Source organism: Streptomyces sp. bgisy130, assembly GCF_057708345.1.
On record NZ_JBYISA010000003.1, the window covers coordinates 203900 to 222558 of the forward strand.

General features: G+C 73.1%; 14 protein-coding genes. 6 read left to right on the top strand and 8 right to left on the bottom strand.

What is annotated here, in order from left to right:
• Window positions 1-163: 163 nt before the first annotated feature.
• Complete coding sequence (locus tag AC3EUV_RS06155) at window positions 164-1684, top strand: PAS domain-containing protein (RefSeq protein ID WP_432141423.1); 1521 nt, start codon at window positions 164-166, stop codon at window positions 1682-1684.
• Window positions 1685-1697: 13 nt separating this feature from the next.
• Here the strand turns inward: AC3EUV_RS06155 and AC3EUV_RS06160 are convergent, their stop codons facing one another.
• Complete coding sequence (locus AC3EUV_RS06160; RefSeq protein ID WP_432141424.1) at window positions 1698-2465, bottom strand: SIS domain-containing protein; 768 nt, start codon at window positions 2463-2465, stop codon at window positions 1698-1700.
• 185 nt (window positions 2466-2650) lie between these two features.
• Here AC3EUV_RS06160 and AC3EUV_RS06165 point away from each other — a divergent pair, with 185 nt between their 5' ends.
• Window positions 2651-3343, top strand: a complete 693-nt coding sequence (locus AC3EUV_RS06165) for an iron-dependent transcriptional repressor DtxR (protein ID WP_042147339.1) — start codon at window positions 2651-2653, stop codon at window positions 3341-3343.
• Between the two features lie 495 nt (window positions 3344-3838).
• Complete coding sequence (locus AC3EUV_RS06170) at window positions 3839-4714, top strand: alpha/beta fold hydrolase (protein WP_432141425.1); 876 nt, start codon at window positions 3839-3841, stop codon at window positions 4712-4714.
• Between the two features lie 63 nt (window positions 4715-4777).
• Here the strand turns inward: AC3EUV_RS06170 and AC3EUV_RS06175 are convergent, their stop codons facing one another.
• The 6 genes from AC3EUV_RS06175 to AC3EUV_RS06200 all read right to left on the bottom strand — a co-directional run bounded on the left by AC3EUV_RS06175 (window position 4778) and on the right by AC3EUV_RS06200 (window position 12637).
• Window positions 4778-5383 (bottom strand): hypothetical protein, encoded by a 606-nt coding sequence (locus tag AC3EUV_RS06175; protein ID WP_432141591.1) that lies wholly within the window; start codon window positions 5381-5383, stop codon window positions 4778-4780.
• Between the two features lie 461 nt (window positions 5384-5844).
• Window positions 5845-7164, bottom strand: a complete 1320-nt coding sequence (locus AC3EUV_RS06180; RefSeq protein WP_432141426.1) for a hypothetical protein — start codon at window positions 7162-7164, stop codon at window positions 5845-5847.
• Entirely contained in the window at window positions 7154-9178 is a 2025-nt protein-coding gene (locus tag AC3EUV_RS06185; protein WP_435602347.1) for a hypothetical protein, read from the bottom strand. Before AC3EUV_RS06185 ends, AC3EUV_RS06180 begins: the two co-directional genes overlap by 11 nt.
• A gap of 137 nt (window positions 9179-9315) precedes the next feature.
• Complete coding sequence (locus AC3EUV_RS06190; protein WP_435602348.1) at window positions 9316-10953, bottom strand: transporter; 1638 nt, start codon at window positions 10951-10953, stop codon at window positions 9316-9318.
• The gene (locus AC3EUV_RS06195; protein ID WP_435602349.1) at window positions 10950-11834 is read right to left on the bottom strand and encodes an ABC transporter ATP-binding protein; all 885 of its coding nucleotides are present in this window, start codon (window positions 11832-11834) and stop codon (window positions 10950-10952) included. Before AC3EUV_RS06195 ends, AC3EUV_RS06190 begins: the two co-directional genes overlap by 4 nt.
• Before the next feature lie 131 nt (window positions 11835-11965).
• Window positions 11966-12637 carry a bifunctional DNA primase/polymerase gene (locus AC3EUV_RS06200; RefSeq protein WP_435602350.1) on the bottom strand — a complete coding sequence of 224 codons (672 nt, stop codon included), beginning with the start codon at window positions 12635-12637 and terminating at the stop codon, window positions 11966-11968.
• Window positions 12638-13087: 450 nt separating this feature from the next.
• On the opposite strand from AC3EUV_RS06200, the gene AC3EUV_RS06205 reads away from it, so the two are divergent.
• Window positions 13088-14482 (top strand): NsdA family TPR-like regulatory protein, encoded by a 1395-nt coding sequence (locus AC3EUV_RS06205; RefSeq protein ID WP_435602351.1) that lies wholly within the window; start codon window positions 13088-13090, stop codon window positions 14480-14482.
• Window positions 14483-14687: 205 nt separating this feature from the next.
• Window positions 14688-16595, top strand: a complete 1908-nt coding sequence (locus AC3EUV_RS06210; protein ID WP_435602352.1) for a hypothetical protein — start codon at window positions 14688-14690, stop codon at window positions 16593-16595.
• A gap of 76 nt (window positions 16596-16671) precedes the next feature.
• On the opposite strand, the gene AC3EUV_RS06215 is transcribed toward AC3EUV_RS06210, so the two are convergent.
• Complete coding sequence (locus tag AC3EUV_RS06215; protein WP_435602353.1) at window positions 16672-18018, bottom strand: ABC transporter substrate-binding protein; 1347 nt, start codon at window positions 18016-18018, stop codon at window positions 16672-16674.
• A 171-nt stretch (window positions 18019-18189) separates the two neighbouring features.
• On the opposite strand from AC3EUV_RS06215, the gene AC3EUV_RS06220 reads away from it, so the two are divergent.
• Window positions 18190-18648: an SCO4402 family protein gene (locus tag AC3EUV_RS06220; protein WP_432141592.1), complete on the top strand. Its 459-nt coding sequence runs from the start codon at window positions 18190-18192 to the stop codon at window positions 18646-18648.
• The last annotated feature ends 11 nt before the right edge of the window (window positions 18649-18659 follow it).

The following is an 18659-nucleotide window of genomic DNA, read 5'->3' on the forward strand; positions in this document are numbered from 1 at the left end:
CCACCTCCCTTCTCGTGTGCTCCACACACTAGGAAGCCGTCCGGCCGCACACAAGGGAATTTCCCCTTGGCAACGATTTCCGCGAATCGCGTGTGCGCTGTGTCACGTTCCAGTTGAATGTTCCCAGGTGGAGCATGTGTGGCCGCGTTCGTGAGGGGTGCCAGTGACTGCTTCGTCAGCTTCTTCCGCCTCGTCGGCCTCGGCGCGCTGCGCCGCCGACGAGACCGAGGACTCCGGTCTGCTCGCCGCGCTCCTGGACGGCATGGACGCCGCCCTGGTCGCGTTCTCCGCGGACGGCACGGTCACCCACTGGAACCACGAGGCCGAGCGCATTCTGGGGTGGACCACCGCCGAGGCCGTCGGCCGTACGGGCCTGACCGGCTGGGCGGTCCGCAAGGAGGACGCCGACGGGATCGAGGCCGCACTGGCGGCCGCGATGCGCTCCCCGGGCCGCCAGGTCCATGAGTTCGCCCTGCTGGCCAAGGACGGCCACCGGGTGCTCGTCCGCACCCAGTCCTCCGCGGTCCGCGCCCCCGACGGCCGGGTCGCGGGGGTGTACTGCGCCTTCAGCGAGGTGCACACCCAGATGGATCTGGAGCGGTCCATCGCGCTCAGCGAGGCGCTGTTCGAGGACGCGTCGTGGGGCGTGGTGCTGATCGACGCCGATCTGCGGCCGGCGGTCGTCAACGCGCACGCCGCCCGTGCCCTGGGCGTGGGGCGCACGGCTCTGCTGGGCCGCCCCCTGGGTGAGCTGCTGGCGCAGGGCGTCGAGGAGCTGGAGTGCGCCCTTCAGCACGTCCTCGCCGAGGGCGCGCCGCCGGCCGTCAGCGAGCTGTGGATGACGCTGCGCGCGGAAGAGGCCGAGGTGCCGCGCCGGTGCTGGCGCAGCGGCTTCGTCCGGCTGGCCTCCCCGCTGGCGGAGGAGCCGGTACCGCTGGGCGTGGCCTGGCTCTTCCAGGACGTCACGGACACCAAACGGGCCGAGCAGGAGAACTCCCTGCTGCGCTTCCGCGCCCAGCAGCTCCACCGCGCGGGCCGGGCGGCCGCGGACTGCCCGGACCCGGCCGAGGCCGCCGCGGTCCACCTCGACTTCGCCCTGGCGGGCTTCGCCGACCACGGCCTGGTCGATCTCGCCACGACGCCCGCGCCCGCACCGTTCGGGGCGGTCGCGGAGGGCGATGCGCTCGATGCGTACGAGGCGGTGGGTGCGGAGGGCGCGGCGGGCCCGGCGGGTGGTGCCGAGTCGGCGTCCGGGGCCGGGGACGCCGCTGCCACCGGCGCGGATGCCGGGCGCCGGGCGCCGGGGGGTGCGCCCCGGCTGGTGCGGGCGCTGGCGTCCCCGGCCGGTTCTCCCGGCCCGTCCGCCACGCCGGCGGCGACCGGCATTCCCGTGCCGTATGTGCCGGGCCATCCGGCGATCCAGGCATACGAGCGGCGCGGTTCGGTGCGTACCAGCGCCGGGCCCGCCTCGCCCGAGGGCTGGGCGGCCGCCCGTCGTTGGCCGGAGGGCACCGTGCACGGGCTGTGCGTGGTGCTGTGCAGCCGCGGCCGCCGGCTTGGCGTCGCGACCTTTCTGCGGGCGTCCACCCGCCGCCCGTTCGACCGCGCGGACGCGGACTACGCCGAGGAGGTCGCGGCCCGGATCGCGACGGCCCTGGATCTCGCGGGTGCGGCCTCGTGCTGAGCGCGCCGGCCGCTCACTGCCGGTAGAAGATCCGGTCCGCGTAGGCGCTCATCACCCCGGCGTTCCAGTCGTGCCCGCCGTCGACGTTTCCGGAGCGCAGCAGCGGCGGTTCGATGCCCCGTTCGGCGAGGGTGCCCGCGGCCGTCGCCACCACGGCCTGCATGATCGCGCTGGTGACGACCGTGGAGGCGGGGGCGAACGGCGCGTCGATGCCCTCCAGCGTCAGCTCCGCGTCACCGACCGGGATCCGGCTGTCCAGCACGAGATCGCAGTGGTCCTTGAGGAAGTCCCCGGAGACGTGCCGGGATGTGGTCGCCGTCGCGTAAGCCACCGAGGTCACGCCGATGACCTTGATGCCGAGGGCGCGGGCGTGCCGGGCCATTTCGACGGGCAGTGCGTTGCGCCCGGAGAGCGAGATGATCACCAGCACATCGCCCGGCTCCAGCGGGCTGGTGTCCAATACGGCCCCGGCCAGCCCGTCGACCCGCTCCAGCGCGCTGCCCAGGGTCGCGGGTCGCACGTCCACGCCGACCACGCCCGGGACGGACAGCAGATTCATGACCGCCAGGCCGCCCGCGCGGTAGACCGTGTCCTGGGCGGGGAGCGAGGAGTGCCCGGCACCGAAGGAGAAGACCCGGCCGCCCGCGGCGACGGTGTCCGCGATCAGCGCTCCGGCGGCGGTGATCCGGTCGCCCTCCTCGTCGCGGACCCGCCGCAGCAGGTCGATCGCGGCGTCGAAGTACTTCCCGGCCAGCCGGTCACTCCGGTCGCTCTCAGCCATTACCGCGGGCCCCTCTCGTCGGATCTCGGCGCATTTGATCAGTGGCGCGGATCACGTTGCGGTCTGGACCAGTGCCCTGTCAATACGGCCGGGAAGGCCCGGTGGTCGGACGAGGCGGCACCGTTGTCAGTGGGATGCGTCAGAATTGAGTCCAGGGCCACCGCACCACACATCGAGGGGCACGCATGTCCGGACTGATCGACACCACGGAGATGTATCTCCGCACCATCCTCGAGCTGGAAGAGGAGGGTGTGGTGCCCATGCGCGCCCGCATCGCGGAGCGGCTCGAACAGAGCGGCCCGACGGTGAGCCAGACGGTGGCGCGCATGGAGCGAGACGGCCTGCTTCAGGTCGCGGGCGACCGGCATCTGGAGCTGACGGAGGAGGGCCGCCGGCTGGCGACGCGGGTGATGCGCAAGCACCGCCTCGCCGAGTGCCTGCTGGTCGACGTCATCGGGCTCGAATGGGAGCAGGTGCATGCCGAGGCGTGCCGCTGGGAGCATGTGATGAGCGAGGCGGTCGAGCGCCGCGTCGTGGAGCTGCTGCGGCATCCGACGGAGTCCCCGTACGGCAACCCCATCCCGGGGCTGGAGGAGCTCGGCGAGAAGACCGGGGGCGACCCGTTCCTGGACGCCGGCATGGTGAGCCTGATGGATCTGGACGCCGGTGCCGACGGGAAGACCGCCGTGGTGCGCCGGATCGGTGAGCCCATCCAGGCGGACGCCCAGCTGATGTACACGCTGCGGCGGGCCGGTGTGCAGCCGGGCGCGGTGGTGAGCGTGACGGAGTCGCCGGCCGGGGTGCTGGTCGGCAGCAGCGGCGAGGCCGCCGAGCTGGACTCCGAGATCGCCTCGCATGTCTTCGTGGCCAAGCGCTGAGATCACTTTCGGCCGGTTTCCCTTTCGCACTTCCGCCCATAGCTCGTCCCGAGCCCGCTGAGCTGCGCCGACGCGCCGCTCGGCGGGCTCGGCGCTTTCCTGCCCGCTGAACGGACTTGTGCGAATCCGTGCGATACGGCCGGTCTCGTGCCACCCTGACGCATGGCCATGCATCGGCCTGTCCTGGCCAGGGAGGGGGCTCGGATGCATCCACGTATGCGGGAGACAGTCAGGGCCCCGGCGCTGCGAGCAGCCGGGGCCCTGCCTCCCCATGTCCCCCACCCCAGACCCGGAGCCCCGAGCTCCCAGGGTCTGTCCCCACGGGCCCCCTTCCCGGTAGGGCCCGCCTCCCGGCAGATGTCTCCCCGTGGCGGGCGCGGCCAATCCTTGAGCGAGGTCACTCGAACGAGGGGTGTTCCGCGTCGGAACGGTGCGTTCGAATAGGGGTTCGATAGTGTGGAGCTGCGCAAGGGACGATTGGGGGTGCCAGGGCACATGGTGCGGCGCATCGATGTAGCAGGGGCCGGCGGCGTGCGACTCGCCGCCTGGGAGTTCACCGACCCGCCCAAGAGCGGCGGCGGGCTGGAGGAGGGCGAGCAGCGGCCGGGCGTGCTGCTGCTCCATGGCCTGATGGGGCGCGCCTCGCACTGGGCGGGCACCGCACGCCGCCTGAGTGCCCGTCACCGCCCGGTCGCGCTGGATCAGCGGGGCCACGGCCGCAGCGAGAAGCCCGCCGAGGGGCCGTACGACCGCGAGGCATACGTCGATGACGCCATCGCCGCCATCGAGCAGCTCGGCCTCGCCCCGGTCGCCCTCGTCGGGCATGCCATGGGCGCCCTGACGGCCTGGCAGTTAGCGGCCCGGAGACCGGATCTGGTCAGTGCGCTGGTCATCTGCGATATGCGGGCATCGGCGCTCGGCGCGGCCTCGCAGCGCGAATGGACCGAGTGGTTCCGGTCCTGGCCGGTGCCGTTCGCCACCCTCGCGGATGTCCGTAAGTGGTTCGGCGAGGACGATCCGACCCTGGAGCGGCCCAGACCCGCCCGTGGGGAGTTCTTCGCCGAGGTGATGGCCGAGCGTGCCGACGGCTGGCGGCCCGTCTTCTCCCGCCGGCAGATGCTCAGTGCCCGGGAGACCTGGGTGCATGACGCCCACTGGGAGGAGCTCGCCCAGGTGCCGTGCCCGGCCCTCGTGGTCCGCGGCCTCGATGCCGAACTCGGCCGCGCCGAGGCCCAGGAGATGGTCCGGGTGCTGCCCCGCGGCGCCTATGCCGAGATCCCCGACGCCGGACATCTGCTCCCGTGGGAACAGCCCGACGACTGGTGCGCCGCCATCGAACCGTTTCTCCATGCGGCCACGATGCCGGCGTAGCGGCCCGCTGCCGTGCGCCACGGCCCGGAGGGCCTGGCGCACGGCAGACGGCCTGCCGCCGGCTCAGCCGGCGTTGTCGAACTTCCAGACCAGCGGCGAGCCGCTCTGGCCCTCACCCTCCCAGTGGACCTCCACGGACTTCGCGCCCTTGGGGATCATGTAGGTCTGGCAGATGGTGTGGCTCTGCCCCGCCTTCCAGTTCTCGATGTCCAGGGTGTCCTCGCAGCCCGGACCGTCCTCGGCGGCACCTATGAGCAGACCGCCGCGCTGGCCGTCCGCGTAGATCTCGGACTCGTCGGCCACGTCGGGCGATTCCTTGACGACGCCGCCGCCCTTGTTCGTGTACTTCACCCAAGCGGTCGCCGCCACCAGGCCCTTGGCCCGCTTCGGGTCCGAGACCAGCTTCTTGGTCTCGGCCTCGGTGCTCACATGCACCTTCTGCGCGGCGACCTCGTAAGTGATGGTCCCGCTCTCTTCCTTGAACTTCCCCGTACCGCCCTGACCCGGCTTCAGTTCACCGCTGTCCGCCGGGGCCGACGATCCCTTTTCCGTCTTGGGCGCGTCGTCGGCGGTGGTGGTGCTCTTCTTCTTGCCACCGCAGGCGGTCAGTGCCAGCGCCAGTACGGCGACGGGCGCGGCGGCGCGCAGCAAAGCGGTCTTCTTGTGCAGCACAGCATTCTCCTGACAGACGTTTCCCCCGTCGCACCACTCGGTTCCCATGGAGGTGTCGACGGTCCCATGGGGGTGCGAACGGCTGTGTCAGCGGAGCATAGGAGGGGGCTTTCGGATTTGTCGAAACATTGCCGTGCGAGGGGCCCGGGACCGTCACCGGTGATTCGCGTGAAATTCCCGAAAAAGCTGGGGTGTTCTGCCGGGCGTTTGTCCAATTGGCGGTGAATTCAATGCGATTGATGTGCGGCATCAATTGCGGGAGAAATATTTGAAAGTGCGGGGGTGGTGGGGGAGGTTCGGCTTCCGGTGATGGGCTGCCGATGGTCGCGGGCTGCGGGCTGCGGGCTGCGGGCTGCGGGCAGCGGGCAGCGGGCAGCGCGAGTTACGCCGGCTGGTGGGCGCGTGTCCGTACGCCAAGCCGACGGCGTGGGTGGCCGAGCCCGGAATCGTGTCCCGGGTCAGTCCTGGGTGCGGGTGAAGTCGCCGCGCTGGACCCGCCCGGTGAGGGAGTCGTCGGTGCCGCTCAGCAGGGAGCCGTAGCCGGTGGCCGCCCAGAGGCTGTCGTCGGCGGGGACCTCGAAGTACGGCACCGGGCGGCCGTCTTGCCGGTCGGTCAGTACCTCCGGGGCGCGCCGGGTGCGTATCGCGCGCAGACAGGTCTCGCAGGCGGCCACCCGCAGTTGCTCGCGCCGGCCCAGGGGCCGCCAGGGTATGCGGCGGACGGCCGGGCCGTGCAGGGGGTGGAAGAAGCACAGCGGGAGCGCCTCCGCGGCCCCGGAGAGGGCCGTTCGGCCCTCGGCGACCAGCGCGAACACCCCTGCCAGGTCCGGGACTCCACGCGCCCGGTCCAGGACCGTGCCGGCCGCGGCATACGCGTCGAGTGCCCGCTCGACCGCTGCCGGGGTGCCCTGTGCCGTGCGCGCCTCCTCGCCCAGCCGGACGACCTCCTCGGCGGCCCGGTCCCGCAGCCCCGCCTCGTCCGCCTGCCGGGCGGCGGCGAAGACCGAGCGCGGCAGCGCGAACGGTGTGGAGAGGTCCCGCAGCCGCGACCGGCGCCGCAGCAACAGCCCCACCGCGGCCAGCAGCAGCACCGGCCCGACGACGAGGGACAGCAGCCGCACGAGAGGGGAGCCGGGCCCGGAGGCGTCCTTCGCGCCCGCGCCGTCCGCCGTGGTCCGCGCCGGCGCCGGTGCACCGAGATCGGCGGTGGCCCGCTCGTACACCGCATCGCCGTTGCCGGCCTCGATGATGTCGATCGCGCGGGCGACCCGCTTCGCCGGACCCGCGCCCCGCATGTCCTTCTGGAAGAAGACCGCGGCGGCGGCGTGGAACGCCTGATGCGTGCCCGAGGGCCATTCGCGGGCGGAGATGTCATCGGACTGGTCCCCGAGGGTGATCAGGATGGCCGGGCCGCCGCCCATCCGGTCATGGACCACCTCGGCGAGCTGCTCCGGCTTGCCACCCCAGCTGTCGCCCTCGACCAGCGGCACCAGCGCGACCCGGATCGGCAGATGAGTCCGCCGGATCCGTGCGGCCAGCTCCCGCTGCTGTTCCGTGTCGACGGCCGAGGTGAGGGACGGGTCGACATAAACGGGGGAGCGGCGCAGCGCGTCGGCGATCTTCTGCCCCGGGCTCTCGGCGGCCGCGGCGGGCGCCGCGGTGCCGCACAGCAGCGCGGCGGACGCGGCACCGACGGCGAGTGCCCTGCGCAGCCGGCGGGCGGTGGCGGTGGCGGCGGCCGGCTGCGGGCCGGCGGGGTGGAGGAGGTCAGTGCACACCGAAGTACTCCCGTACATCGCGGGTGAGTTGATCGATTCCGACGCCGTCGCCGAGCGCGGCCAGTGGTCCGGGCAGGGTGGCGTACGGGACGTAGCCGCCGCGCCCGCCGCCCCCGGAGGAGCGCAGTCGCAACACCGGACCGGACGCCACCCGGCACGCCTCGCACACCGGCAGCGGCCGCGCCGGACCGCCGTCGGCCGGCCGGGCCGTGGCGCGTCTGCGGGCCGCGCCGTGCAGCGGGTTGCGGTGGCAGACCTGCCGCGCGGCGGCTGGTTCCGCGAGTGCGGTCCGTCCGGCGCGGGCCAGCACCACGGCACAGGTGAGGCCGACGGGGCCGGCGTCGGTGTCGATCCGGCCGTCGCTGTCGCCGTCGACCAGCAGCGCCGCGGCGTCCAGGCACTCCCAGGCCCGGCGCCGGGCCTCCTCGGGCGGCGCGGCCGAGGTCTCCAGCGCGGCGGTGAGGGCGTCGAGATCCTGCCGGGCGGTGCGCCGCAGCCAGGCCAGGGTGGGCCGGTCGGGCGCCGCGGGGGCCGCGGCACCGCCCGCTCCCGGGGCCGCCGGCCGCCCGCGCCGGATCAGCCGGCGGGCGATGGCACGGGCCGCCGCCACCAGCCCGAAGACCAGTCCCGCGGCGAACGTGCCGATCACCATGCCGGGTTCGAAGTCCCCGGTGAACAGACCGGGCAGCGCCTTCTCCTCGACCGGGTCAGGGGCGGGCGGCGGGTCATAGAGCCTGCCGCCCGTCTTGGCCCGGGGGGCCTTGCCGACATACGTGAGCAGCTCGTCCAGATGACGGCCCAGCTGCTCCTCGGCGGGCCCGGTGTAGGTGAGGTCGCGCGGGCGGTCGACGAGATAGCTGTCATCGACGCGGGTGCTGTAGTTGACGAGTTCGATACCGCCGGTCGCCGGGTCGGCGAACACCATCAGGGCATCGCGCCGCAGCCGGTCGTGCAACTGCTTGGCCAGCAGCTCCGTGCTGCCCCCCGACTCATCGTCCGGCGGGGTGGGCAGGGCGGCGATCACCACCGGAACGTCCAGCTCCCGCAGCCGCTTACGGAGCCGGTTGCGCTCGGCGCCGTCCAGCGTGGACCGGCTCTCCGGGTCGAGGTAGAGCGGGTCGTGGCGCAGCCCGGCGGAGACCCGGTCGATCCGGGCCCGCATATCGGCGGCCGTGGGACGGGAGCCGTCGCCACTGGTCGTGTCGTCGAAGACCTGGGACGCGGTGAAGGCGATCAACCCGCCCAGCACGGCGGCACCCGCCATCAGGGGCAGCAGCCGCGCCCGGGGAAACGGACCGGGACCGGCACCCGGCCGCTGCCGGGCGCCGCCCGCAGGGTTGCGCACCCGGCGCCGCTGAAGGGCATGGACCGTCACCAGCAGCACGGTCAGCGGAATGCCGAGGACGGCTATGCCCGTCACAAAGCTCTGGTTCTCGCGCTCGGTGGTGTCGGTGTGCAGACCGGGGCCGTCGTCCAGTCCCTCGTCCTCGTGTGCGGCGCGGGCCTCCTCGGCGCGCTGATGCGCCTGCCCGGAGGCGACCACCTCGACGAAGTGCCGGAATACCTCGCGGGGAGTGGCGTCGTACGGCATCGCGTACACCGCCTCCGAGACGGCGTCGGCCGTGCCGGGCAGGTCCACGCCGTAGGTCTGCGCCGCGTCCAGGCCCGTGTCGCTCAGGGCGACATACAGGCCCCGGCGCCCCAACCGGTCATGGACACCCGCGAGCAGGCCGTCCGCCGCGGTGCCGTAGGAGGTGTGCGGCAGGACCATGACGTACGTCGGAACGCCCAGCCGCCGGGCCTCGCGGGCGAAGGCGGGCGCGGTCGAGCGGGGGACCTCGCGCGGGATCTGGTCGCTGACATAGACCGGGCTCTTGCGGAGCTGCGCTGCGAGGTACGCGTACTGCGTCGGGTCGTCGGATGCGGCCGGGCCGGCCGGCGCCGCCTGCACCGCCCCGGCGCAGAACAGCACCGCCAACCAGCCCGTCACCAGCACCCATCCGGCGCGCCGCACCGCCCCCACCACCCCTCGTCCAGGTCGTGGATGACGCTACCGCCACCGCGCGCCGGCCGGTGCGGCCTGTGGATAACTATCCGGCGAGGCCGCCGCGGCCCGGTCCGGCGAGGCCGCCGCCGCCCGCCGGCGCGCGCTCAGCCCTTGCTGACGGCCACCAGAATCTCCGGCAGCCGCCGGGCGGCCCGCGGCGCCATCAGCCGCAGCCCCAGCTCCGCGATCCCCACGCCATAGACCGCACCGACCGGCAGCAGCACCCACAACAGGTGGTGCAGACCGGCGACATGGAGCCAGATCGTCAGCGCCAGCAGCGGTGCGCACAGCACGGCACCCACCACGACCCCGCCGAAGAGGCTGAACCAGGCGATCGCGCCCTGTCCCGGTGCGACGTTCTTGTTCCCCTCCGAGGGGATCGAGTACGGGAAGAACACCGACGACATCGCCCCGGTGGCCAGCAGTGCGCCCAGCACCGCCAGCGAGAGCCCGTACACCTCCAGGAAGGCCGACCACGGCCCGATGAGCGCCGCGCTGCCGACGACGACCAGCGTGACGTACGGGATGGCCACCAGCGCCAGCGCCAGCGCGCGGGCCCGCAGCTCCTGATAGGCGTCGCGCGGGGTCGAGATCGTCGAGGCGACCATCCAGAACGCCGAGGTGTCCTGCCCGAACTGGTTGTACATCTGCATGCCGAGCAGCGTGGCCGCCGAGAACGCGGTGTAGATGCTGCCGTTGCCCTGGAGGGACGAGATGACCGGCACCAGCAGTCCGGCGGCGAGCGCGGTCGCCCACGACATCTTCGACTTGGGGTCGCGCCAGCCGTAGCGCAGCGTACGGAGGATGACCGTGCCGGTCCGCCCGCGCGACAGCATCCGCGCAAGCCCCCGCTCCCCGCCGCCGGACCGCCGGGCGCTGTCTTTCTCCACCGCCTGGAGGGTGGAGGAGTCCGGTGACGTCATCAGGGTGGTCAGGGTGCGCTGCCACCACCACAGCAGCAGGACCAGCGCCAGCACCGTCAGCCCCAGGCCGGCCAGCGCCCGCCCGTACGCCCCGTGTCCGGCGTCGTCGACGGCGCCCACCGCCGAGACCGGCGGCACCCAGCGCAGGATGTTGCCCAGCGGCTCCAGTACGGCCAAGCCGTCCGGCCGCCCCAGTTTCTGGGCGGCGATATTGACGCCCTGGGCGCCGAGGGCGATGAACAGACCGCTCAGCACGGCGAGATCGCGGCCCCGCCGGCTGGTCAGCAGCCGCACCGAGGCGGTGGCGACCGCACGCGCCAGCGACACACACACCAGCACCACCAGGACCACGGCCACCACACCGACGGCCGCGGCGGCCGGCCCGTCGGCGACCGCGATCACCGAGCCGGTCACCAGCGCGAGGGTGACGACCGGGCCGATGCCCACGAGGGAGGCCACCAGCAGCGAGACGATCAGCGGCCGCGGCCGCAGCGGCAGCATGACCAGCCGGGTCGGATCGAGGGTCTCGTCGCTCGCCGGGAAGAACAGCGGCATCGCCGCCCAGCCCAGGGTGAGGATCCCGGTCAGCAGCACGACCAGCGCACCGACATGGGCGTTGCCGCGCAGCGCGATCAGCCCCACCACCACGCCCGAGGCGAACAGCAGGCCCACGAGGACGGAGGAGACATACGCCAGCGTGCGCCCGGTCGACTGGCGCAGCCCGTTGCGCAGCAGGGTCAGCTTCAGCCGCACGAAGACGGCGGTCAGGGACGGCGCGGCGGCCGGGCGTACGGCCGCCGCGGCGGATTCGGTGCTCATCGGGCGCCGCCACCGCCCAGCCAGTCCAGGTTCGCCGCCGCGCCCCGGTCACCCGCGCCGACGAGTTCCAGGAACGCGTCCTGAAGCGAGGGCGCCGCGCCGCGCACCTCCGCGAGCGGGCCGTCCGCCCGGATCTGCCCGGCGGCGATCACCGCGACCCAGTCACAGAGCGACTCGACCAGCTCCATCACATGGCTGGAGAAGATCACCGTCGCACCGGAGGTGGTGTAGCGCTCCAGTACGCCGCGGATCGTCTGCGCCGACACCGGGTCGACGCCTTCGAAGGGCTCGTCGAGGAAGAGGACCTCGGGGTTGTGCAGCAGCGCCGCGGCCAGCCCGATCTTCTTGCGCATACCGGTGGAGTAGTCCACCACCAGCTTGTGCTGCGCGCCGGCCAGATCGAGCACGTCCAGCAGCTGAGCGGCTCGCTGGTCGACCTCGTCGCCGGGCAGGCCCCGCAGCCGCCCTATGTAGCCGAGGAGTTCGCGGCCCGACAGCCGCTCGAAGAGCCGCAGCCCCTCGGGCAGCACCCCGATCCGGGACTTGACGGAGACCGGGTCCTTCCAGACGTCGTGCCCGCCGATCTCGACCAGCCCGGCGTCCGGCCGCAGCAGGCCCGTCACCATGGAGAGGGTGGTGGTCTTGCCGGCGCCGTTGGGGCCGACCAGTCCGATGAAGCGGCCGGCGGGCAGTGTCAGATCGATGCCGTTGACGGCGATCTGCTCGCCGAACTTCTTCCACAGGCCCTGGATACGGACGGCGGGCGGACCGGCCGGGCCGCCCCCGGGGGCCGCGGCCGGCCCGCCCGGAGAAGTGGCCGTGGTGCGCTGCGGCGGTGCCGAGGCGCCCCGCTCCTCGATGTGTTCCGGCTCGTTCGCCACCGGTCCTGCCCTTCGACGTCCCCGCAGGGGCCGGTCCCGACCCCCGTCCGGCATCCCACGATACGGGCGGATACCGGGCCGGGGCGGGACTGTGGACAGCCTGGGGACAAGGGGAGCGGACCGGTCCGGGATCAGCGTGCCCGGAGGGCGACCGCGTCCCGTGCGCAGGCATAGGCGAGCGGGCTGATCAGTTCCTCCGCGTCCGGCAGCCAGCGGTTGGCGGGGGTGGGGCGGCACGCCCACTGCACCATGCCGTGCGCGCCCACACGGGTCGGCGGTGCGGCGATGTACTCGCCCTCGCCGCGGCAGATCAGATCGAGCGCGGCCGGTGCCCAGCCCAGGGTGCGGACGAGGGCGGGCACCTTCACCGAGGCGCCGGGGAGTACGAGGAAGAGCATCCGGCGGGCGGGGGTACGGGTGACCGGGCCGAGGGTCAGTCCCATCCGCTCCATACGGGCCAGCGCCAGACAGCCCGCGGTCTCGGGTACGTCGAGCGCCTCGAAGGTCCGGCCCGTGGGCAACAGGATCGAGGCGCGCGGCTGTTTGCTCCACATCCGGCGGACGGCGCTCGCGCTGCCGCTGGCCTGTCCGGCCCAGCCGGGCCCGGTGGGGTGCGCGCCCGGTGCGGCACAGTCGGCGGCGTCGCACGAGCAGCGCGGGGTCTCGCCGTCGTGCTCCAGCCATGCGCCGGGGAACACGTCCCAGTGCCGTTCTTCCGCGTAACGCACCGCAGTGTCTATCAGCTGCTCGCCGCGCTGTAGGGGGATGTGCGGGGCTTCTGTGACTCCGATGGTTTTTTCCACGCTGAGGACAACTTCCGCCGTCACCAAGGGTTACGGCTCAGGGGTGGACCTTGGGGCGCATCGTTCTCGCACGTGGGGCGCATGGGTGCACCGGTGGGGGCGCGTATGCGGGCGGGGCCCGAGGAGCGGGTAGCCACCTGCGTGACGGGCGGAGGGACCGCCCGGCGGCAGTCCGCAGTGCACCCGGGGGGAGCCCGGCACGGCGGCGCCGCGATCTGTGCACGGCACCGCCCAGCCTTTCCCACCGTGAACGGCGCTGGACACCGAGGAGCCACCGGACCTGGCGCAAAAGCGCTCAGGACCGAGCATCCTCGGTACAGCGCATATCACACCGATCCCACCTATCGCGCATATTCAGGATCTCTCGGATATCCGGCATATTCCTGGGGAATCGATCACGGGGACCGGCGTTCGGCGGTGAACGCACAGCGGTACTCAGGGGGTACAACCATGGCCGCCAGGCCACTCGTCGCACGGCAGCCCAACGAACGGCTCCAGACGCTGATCCAGGAAGCCGCCTGTTCCAACGCGGGCCTCGCCCGCCGCGTCAACATGTGCGGTGCGGAACACGGTCTCGACCTCCGCTATGACAAGACCTCCGTGGCCAGATGGCTGCGCGGCCAGCAACCACGGGGCCGCGCCCCGGCCGTCATCGCGGAGGCGCTGGGGCGCAAGCTGGGGCGCACGGTCACCATCGACGAGATCGGGATGGCCGACGGCAAGAACCTCGCGTCCGGGGTGGGGTTGCAGTTCTCGCCCACCGTCCTCGGGGCGATCGAGCAGGTCTGTGAGCTGTGGCGCAGCGATGTCGGCCGGCGCGACTTCCTCAGTGGCTCCACGGTCGCGGCGTCCGCCCTGGTGGAGCCCAGCCGCGACTGGCTCATCACCGGGGCCGACACCCAGGTCGCCCGGAACGCCGGTGCCCGGGTCGGGATCTCGGACGTCGAGGCGGTCCGCGCGATGACCACGGCGCTCAGCGAGCTCGACCACCGATTCGGCGCCGGGCATGTCCGGCCGGTCGTCGTGCACTACCTCAACAGCGTGGTCTCCGGACTGCTGGCCGGTTCGTACCGGGAGTCCGTAGGGCGCGAACTCTTCGCCGCTGTCGCGCGGTTGACCGAACTGGGCGGCTACATGGCCGTCGACACCGGCCAGCCCGGCCTCGCCCAGCGCTACTACATCCAGGCGCTGCGGCTGGCCCAGGCGGCCGGTGACCGCGGCTACGGCGGCTACGTACTCGCCGCGAGCATGAGCCATCTCGCCGCCTCGCTCGGCAATCCACGGGAGATCGCCCAGCTCGCGCGCGCCGCACAGGAAGGCGCCCGGGGCCATGTCACACCGCGCGCGGAGGCGATGTTCTGCGCCGCGGAGGCGCGCGGGCACGCGCTGATGGGCGACGGACGGGCCTTCGAGGTGGTGGCCGGCCGGGCCGTCGCCGCCCTGGAGCGTGCCGAAGCGGCCGCCGACGCGGGCGACGACCCGATCTGGATCGCCCATTTCGACCCGGCCTACCTGGCCGATGAACTCGCCCACTGCCACCGCGACTTGGGGCAGGCGGGGGCCGCCGCGCAGCGGGCGCAGGAGGCGCTGGACGGGCATCCGGCCGGCCGCGCCCGGCGCCGGGCCATCGGCCTGCTGCTGCTGGCCGGCGCACAGGTACAGCAGCGCGAGGTGGAACAGGCCTGCCATACGGGCACCCAGGCGGTGGACCTGCTGAGCGGACTGCGTTCGGACCGTGGCGCGGAGTATCTGGAGGACTTTCAGCTGCGTTTGGAGCCTTATCGGGACGAACCGGTGGTGCGGGAGTTCAGCGCGCGGCTGGAGTTGCGGGCCACCGCGGCGTGACCAGCGCCTCACCGCAGGGGTGACGACTGCTTTGTCGTACGACGCCGGGTTTGTCGTCGCGCGTCGGAAAGCCCAGGCGGCGGGGCCTGCGCGGGGGTTCCGGGGGCGGGCGGGGGCGGTGACCAGGCGACGTGGTCGAACGTTGCTGCGACCCGGTAGCGTGCAGCCGACGATTCCGTAGGTCTGCACGTTGGTAGGAGTCACGGTGACGCAGAGCGGACAGGGTCACGACCCGCAGAATTCTGCGGCCGGTCCCGCGCGAGAGGGCATTGTGCTGCCCGCCAACGGTGAGCCGTGGGTGCCCGACCACCAGGCCGCGCCGCCGGCCGGTCAGCCGTGGGGCCAGCCCTGGGGCCCCGGCCAGCAGGCCGCCGCGCCCCAGCCGTACGGCGAGGCGCCCGCCCAGGGCCAGCCCGCCCCGCAGCAGGACCACGGCCAGGCCCCGCAGCAGGGCTACGGCCAGGGCCCCCAGCAGGGCTACGGCCAGGGCCCCCAGCAGGGCTACGGCCAGGGCCCCCAGCAGGGCCACGCCCCGGCGCACGCCCCGCACCCGCAGGGCCTTGCGCCGCAGCAGCCGCAGGGCGACCAGGGCTTCCCGGCCCCGCCCCAGGGGCAGCAGCAGCCGCCGGCCATGCCGCCCTCGGCGCCGCAGCAGGCGCCCCAGCAGCCCGCCGCGCCGCAGCCGCAACCCGGCTTCGACGCCGAGGCGACGGCGCTGCTGCCGCCCGGCGCACAGCCCGGCCAGGGTGCGCCCGGCGCGCTGCCGCCCGAGGGCCCGCAGTCGTACGGCGGGCAGATACCGCAGCACCAGTACGGCCAGCAGGCCCAGCCGCCGCAGCAGGCGCAGCAGCCTCAACAGCAGTACGGGCAGCAGCCCCTGGGCCCGTCCGGAGAGCTGGTGCGGGCGACCCCGCAGACCGGTGCGCCGCTGCCGCCCGCCGCGGGCGATGCGGAGGCCACCGCGCTGATTCCGCCCGTCGGCGCCCCGGCCGGCGGCCCCGGCAGCGCGCCGCTGCCGCCCGAGGCGGCCGGCCGCCCCGAGACGCCCGACGAGTCCACGACCATGCTGCGCGCGATCAAGCCGAACCAGGGCGGACCCCAGGGCCGGCCGATGCCGCAGTCGCAGCCGATGCCGGGTGCCCAGGGCGCGGGCGACGCCGAGGCCACCCAGCTCATCGCCCCGGTGGGCGCCGGCACGCCGCCCCCGCCGCCCGGCGCACCGTACGGCGTGCACCCCGGCGCGCCCGGTGACCGCGCCACCCCCGCCGAGTTCGACGGCCTGTTCCGCGACGGGCCGGGCGCACCGGGCCAGAACGGACCGGCCGCCGCCCCGGACTCCACCGCGCAGCTGCCGCGCTTCGAGGACCCGGGCCGCCCGCCGTACGGGCAGCAGGGCCAGGGCTACGGGCAGCAGTTCCCGCCCGGCGGCGGCTACGACCAGCGGCCCACGCTCGACGACGGCGGCGACAGCGGACGCCGCCGGCTCGCCCCGGCCGCGATCGTCGGCATCATCATCGTGGCGCTCGCCGGCGCCGGCCTCGGCCTCGGCTGGGCGCTGAGCGGCGGCGGCAGCGAGGAGACCGCGAAGAAGCAGGGCTCCGGGGCCGATACGACCAAGGAAGCCAAGGAGTCGGAGCAGCCGAAGCCGACCACCGACCCGGCCGAGGCCCAGGCCAAGGGGCTGGACGCGCTGCTGGGCGACAGCAACAACAGCCGCTCCTCGGTGATCAATGCCGTCAACGGCATCAGGTCCTGCGACAGCCTCGGTGGCGCGGCCAAGGATCTGCGGGCCGCGGCCGGGCAGCGCAACAGTCTGGTGAAGCGGCTCCAGCAGCTGCCCGTCGACAAGATCCCCAACCACGACCAGCTGACCGCCGCGCTGACCAAGGCATGGCAGTCCTCGGCGTCCGCGGACAACCACTACGCGGCCTGGGCCGGGCAGGTCGGCGGCAAGAAGGGCTGCCACAAGGGCAAGGCCCGGGTCACCCGGCAGACCGCCCAGGGCAACGCGGCCAGCGGGCAGGCCACCCTCGCCAAGAAGCAGGCGGCGCAGATCTGGAACCCGCTCGCCAAGAAGTACGGGCTGACGGAGCGCCGTCCCGAGCAGCTCTGATCCGGGCCGGGACGGGCGCCGCCGGGCGGCCCGTCCCGCTCAGCCGTCCGTACGCCGCCGGGCGGCCCGTCCGGGCTCAGCTGTCCGTACGCCGCCGTTCCAGGGTCTTGGTGACGTTGACAAAGCCGTGCTGGGCGGAGACCAACTCGCCGTCCCGCACGACCTGGTAGGTCACCGTCCCGTTCACGATGCGGGGGTAGTCCTGGACGGCCAGCATGTCGTCCTCGCGCCAGCGCAGCTTCGGGGTCAGCCCGCCGGTGTCGACGGCGCGGTCACCGCGGTCCAGCGCGGTCTGGAGGGAGTGCGGGGTGATGTCCTCGATGCCCTGGTCATCGAGCTGCTCGATCATCGACCGCAGCACCGTGTAGGCGATCCAGGTGGTCTGCGCGCCCTGGTCGGCGGGGTCGATGCGGTTGTCGTTGAACGCGAAGTCGTTGATGACCTTGCGCATCGGCGCCCAGCGGGAGTCTCCGGCGGCCGGATACCAGCCGGTGATGTCCGCGCCTTCCAGCGGCCCGGATTTGCCGCCCGTACGGGTCACCAGCGCCTGGCCGACGCTGCCGAGTACGGAGGCGACCCGCACCCGGGGGCTGTCCTCCTGGAGCCGCCGGAACGAGTCGAAGAACGCATCGGTGTGATCGCCGAGCGAGGCGGTCACACAGGAGCCGGGCGCTTTGCCGCCGGCCTTCGAGGTGCCGTACACGACCGGGTCGGCGCCCACCGCGTCCAGGGAGCGGTTCACCGCGGACGCGTAGTCGGTGGCGTCATCGGGTGCCTTGATGTCCTTGGCCGGGTCCCGACTGCCGCTCTCCAGGCCGGAGTTGAGCAGGGACGGCATCGTGTCGCCCACGATGGTGTCCGGGCGGACCAGGGCGACGCGCCGGCAGTCGCGCGCCAACTGGCGGCCGTTCCCGGCGAGCAGGGAGGCCTGTCCGCCGTTGACGGGGTAGGACAGCGGGCTCTCGAACTCCTCGTCCGAGGCGCCGTAGCCGCCGATGAAGGGGACGCCCTTGACCTCCAGCGGCGACATGAACGAGCGGCCGAACTGGCTGTAGGAGCCGACCACGGCGACCGCGCCGCGGTCCACCGCGCGCTGGGCGCACTGCGCGGCGGACACCGAGTCATTGCGCTCGTTGCAGGTCAGTACCCGTAGGTGATGCCCCCTGATGCCGCCCTGGGAATTGACCCAGCGGGCGTAGGCCTGCGCCATGGCGGGCATACCCGGCATGTTGGTTGCCTTGGTGTCCTCGGGGGCCCAGGTCATGACCGTGACCGGGTCCTTCTCCCCGGAGTCCCCCGAGGCTCCGGGGAGGGAGCCGCAGCCGGAGAGCAGCGACGCTATGACCGCCGTACATGCCACCGCAGCACCGGCCGCGGGGGCGTGAGAAGAAGGGCGGGGGGAGGAGCGTCGCCGTCCGGTCATGACACCGCAGCCTTCCGTCTTGCCAGGAACGACTGAGTGACGACAAGGCAACGGATGGTGACGTCAAGGTGAATTCCGGGGGCCCGCTTGAGATCATCCGCGCGGAACGTACGATCCAATACTGTGCAAGGTTCGGAGAAGTCTTCCCGTCGCGGCCGCCGCTCGACCACCATGGGCGGCATGCCACTCAACGACATGCCGTGGTGGCGCTGGCGCAGCAATGTGCGCTCCGCGCTGCACATGCTCTCCGACCCCGCCTTCCAGCAGGAGACCTGGCTGACCGGCCGCCCCGGGTACGGAGACGTCACCGACGCCGTCTACCGGCTCGTCGAGGACACCTGGCTGGACAACTGGTCCGCCGAGAAATACGTCGGCACGATCTTCCGGGACGCCCAGGAAGCGCAGCTCGTCGATGTCGCCGTGCTGCGGGTGCTGCGGATCATGCACCAGGTCGGTGCGGACGCCCCGGTCACCGCGTACATGGCCCACCAGGGCTGGCCGGAGGCCGTACGGGCGGCGCGGGAGGCCCATGTGCAGCTGGCGACGGCGGACGGCGAGGACCCCGATGCCGCGCCGCGCTCGCTGGAGGTGCTGGCCATCATGACCGGTGGACCGGACTCCCCGGCCTGACCTGCTCCGCG